Origin of the sequence: Saccharopolyspora sp. (assembly GCF_017434145.1) — a bacterium.
GTDB classification, from domain to species: Bacteria; Actinomycetota; Actinomycetes; order Mycobacteriales; family Pseudonocardiaceae; genus Saccharopolyspora_C; species Saccharopolyspora_C galaxeae.
This window is the reverse complement of sequence record NZ_JAFRFW010000773.1, coordinates 1-3,308: the sequence shown is the minus strand read 5'-3', so window position 1 is coordinate 3,308 and position 3,308 is coordinate 1. Positions and strand designations below refer to the sequence as shown.

Below are 3,308 nucleotides of genomic sequence, written 5' to 3'. Positions count from 1 at the left end.
CCACCGCGGATCTCGGATTCGGCTTGCTGCTGATGGCGACGCGGCGGCTCGGTGAGGGGGAGCGGCTGATCCGGTCCGGGCAACCCTGGTTCTTCCACCGCGGATTCATGCTGGGTACGGGCTTGCAGGACAAGACTCTCGGGATCATCGGCCTTGGCGGGATCGGGCAGGCGATGGCTCGCCGCGCTCGCGCGTTCGGCATGAACATCGCCTACGCGGGTAGGCGGCGCGCGGCCCCGGAGGTGGAATCCGAGCTCGACGCCCGCTACCTCTCGCAGGACGAGCTGCTGCGCGAAGCCGATGCGCTGTCGCTGCACTGCCCGCTCACCGAGCAGACCCGGCACCTGATCGACGAGTCGGCGCTGGCGAAGATGAAGCCCTCCGCGGTGCTCATCAACACCAGCCGCGGACCGGTCGTGGACGAAAAAGCCCTGGCCGAGGCGCTGCGCGAAGGCCGCATCGCGGCAGCGGGCCTGGACGTCTTCGAACGCGAACCGGCCGTCGAACCCGCCCTGCTCGAACTGGACAACGCGGTGCTCATCCCGCACCTGGGCTCGGCGACGGTGGAGACGCGCAGCGCGATGGCCGAACTCGCCGCGCGCAACGTGGCGGCGGTTCTCGCCGGGACCGGACCGATCACCCCGGTGGGTGCTTGACCGGCACCGACGCGCCGAACCACCGGCGGCATCGGCGCCCGGGCCGCACGGTAACCTGACGCGCGATCAAGCCACCGGGAATTCTCGCGGTGGCCGGACAATCACAGGGAAACCAGAAACCGGGAGGGCACGTGACGCCCACGCAGATCGCCGCGCTGATCGTCGCAGGCGCGTTCGTGCTGCTGGTCGTGCTGCTGGCGGTCCCGCTGGTCAAGCTCGGCCGTACGCTGGACGAGGCGACCGTCGCGATCCGCAAGGCGCACGAGAACTCCGACCCGCTTTTCACCGGCGCGAACTCGACGCTGACGCACGTCAACACCCAGCTGGAACGGGTGGACGGCATCACCACGAACGCCAAGACCGTCAGCGGCAACGTTTCGGCGTTGTCCTCGCTGTTCACGGCTACACTCGGTGGCCCGTTGGTGAAGACCGCGGCCTTCTCGTACGGGGTGAGCAAGGCATTGCGCGCTCGCCGCAAGCGCAAGGAAGAGCCGTGGGGCAAGCACTCCCGACGCAAGGGAGGCCGCAAGTGAGGCGGATGTTCTGGTTCGGGGCCGGTATCGCGGCCGGTGTCGCGGTGATGCGCAAGGTCAACGAGACCACGCGCAAGGCGACCCCGAACGGCGTGGCCGAGCAGCTCGGCGGCGCCATGCGCGAGCTCGCGGGTGCCGTGGGCTCGTTCGGCGCGGACGTGCGCGCCGGGATGACCGAGCGGGAGCAGGAGCTGCAGAACGTCGTGGACGGCACCTCGTTGCCGCCGCAGCGGCTCACCGATTCCCGCTCCGTCGACGCGGCTCGCCCCGGTGAGAGCCGAGTTCGTGACGGTGGGCGCGCACCGGCACGGCGAGCTCGCCGGGCGGATCGCTGACGCGGCACCTCGGGTGACCGGCCGCGACGCTTCGCCGACCGGTCGGTCCCCGCTCGCCCGCGAGCCTTCCGCCCACGCCGTCCGGATTCCGCAGCACCCTCCACGAAGGACCCACCGTGCAGACCCACGAGATCAACAACCGCTTCCTGGAACACTTCCGCAGCTCGGGCCACACCGTGGTGCCCAGCGCGTCGCTGATCCTGGACGACCCCACCCTGCTGTTCGTCAACGCGGGGATGGTGCAGTTCAAGCCGTACTTCCTGGGTGATGCCCCGGCGCCGTACCCGCGCGCGACGAGCATCCAGAAGTGCGTGCGCACCGGCGACATCGACGAGGTCGGCAAGACCACGCGGCACAACACGTTCTTCCAGATGGCCGGCAACTTCTCCTTCGGCGACTACTTCAAAGAAGGCGCCATGGAGCATGCCTGGAAGCTGCTGACCTCCGCGGTCGCCGACGGCGGCTACGGCATCGACCCGGAACGCCTGTGGGTCACCGTTTTCGAGAAGGACGACGAAGCCGCCGCGATGTGGCGCAACACCACCGGCATCCCGGCGGAGCGCATCCAGTCGCGTGGTCCCGAGGACAACTACTGGGACATGGGCGTGCCCGGTCCGGGCGGGCCGTGCTCGGAGATCTACTACGACCGCGGCCCGGAGTACGGCCGCGAAGGCGGCCCGAACGTCGACGAGGACCGCTACATCGAGATCTGGAACCTGGTGTTCATGCAGGACATCAGGGGTGAGCTGCCCCCGAAGGCCGGCAACCCGCCGATCGGTGAGCTGCCCACCAAGAACATCGACACCGGCATGGGCATCGAGCGGGTGGCCTGCCTGCTGCAGGGCGTGGACAACGTCTACGAGACCGACCTGGTGCGCCCCGTGATCGCCAAGGCCGAGGAGCTCTCCGGCCGCACCTACGGCGCCGACCACACCGACGACGTGCGCTTCCGCGTGATCGCCGACCACGCGCGCTCCGGCGTGATGCTGGTCGGCGACGGCGTCACGCCCGGCAACGAGGCCCGCGGCTACGTGCTGCGGCGGCTGCTGCGCCGCATCGTGCGCTCGGTGCGCCTGCTCGGTGTGCAGGAGCCGGTGCTGGGCGAGTTCACCCAGGTCGTGCGCGACGCGATGGCGCCGGGCTACCCGGAGCTGGCCACCGAGTTCGACCGGATCGACTCGGTGATCCGCAACGAGGAGGACGCCTTCCGCGCCACCCTCACCACCGGCTCGAAGATCTTCGACGTGGCCGTGACCGAGACCAAGAAGGCCGGCGGCACGCAGCTGGCCGGGGACAAGGCGTTCCAGCTGCACGACACCTACGGCTTCCCGATCGACCTGACCTTGGAGATGGCCTCCGAGCAGGGGCTTTCGGTGGACGAGCACGGTTTCCGCGAGCTGATGGCCGAGCAGCGCCGCCGCGCCAAGGAGGACGCGAAGGCCCGCAAGACCGGCCACGGCGACCTGTCGACCTACCGCACGCTGCTCGACGAGCACGGCACCACCGAGTTCATCGGCTACACCGACCTCCAGGCGCACAGCCGGGTGCTCGGACTGCTGGTGGACGGCGCGCCCGCGAGTTCCGCGGCGGCGGGCACCGAGGTGGAGCTGGTGCTCGACCGCACCCCGTTCTACGCCGAAGGCGGTGGCCAGATCGCCGACACCGGCACGCTGGTCGGACCGGGCGTCGAAGTGCGGGTGCACGACGTGCAGCGGGCCGTGCCGGGGCTGTTCGTGCACCGCGCGAAGGTCGTCGCCGGCGAGCTGGGCTTGGACACCACGCTG

4 protein-coding genes are annotated in these 3,308 nt (G+C 70.0%); all 4 read left to right on the top strand.

Annotated elements, in window-relative coordinates; genetic code table 11:
• On the top strand, positions 1-656 hold a 656-nt coding region (locus tag IJH84_RS20905; RefSeq protein WP_295147951.1), incomplete at its 5' end, for an NAD(P)-dependent oxidoreductase.
• A gap of 131 nt (positions 657-787) precedes the next feature.
• Positions 788-1,189, top strand: coding sequence for a DUF948 domain-containing protein (locus tag IJH84_RS20900; protein ID WP_200069820.1), 402 nt, complete (start codon positions 788-790; stop codon positions 1,187-1,189).
• Positions 1,186-1,524: a hypothetical protein gene (locus IJH84_RS20895; RefSeq protein ID WP_295147948.1), complete on the top strand. Its 339-nt coding sequence runs from the start codon at positions 1,186-1,188 to the stop codon at positions 1,522-1,524. The genes IJH84_RS20900 and IJH84_RS20895 overlap by 4 nt, the downstream gene beginning before the upstream one ends.
• Before the next feature lie 116 nt (positions 1,525-1,640).
• Positions 1,641-3,308, top strand: a 1,668-nt coding sequence (alaS, locus tag IJH84_RS20890; RefSeq protein ID WP_295147946.1) for an alanine--tRNA ligase, incomplete at its 3' end; no start/stop codon positions are given.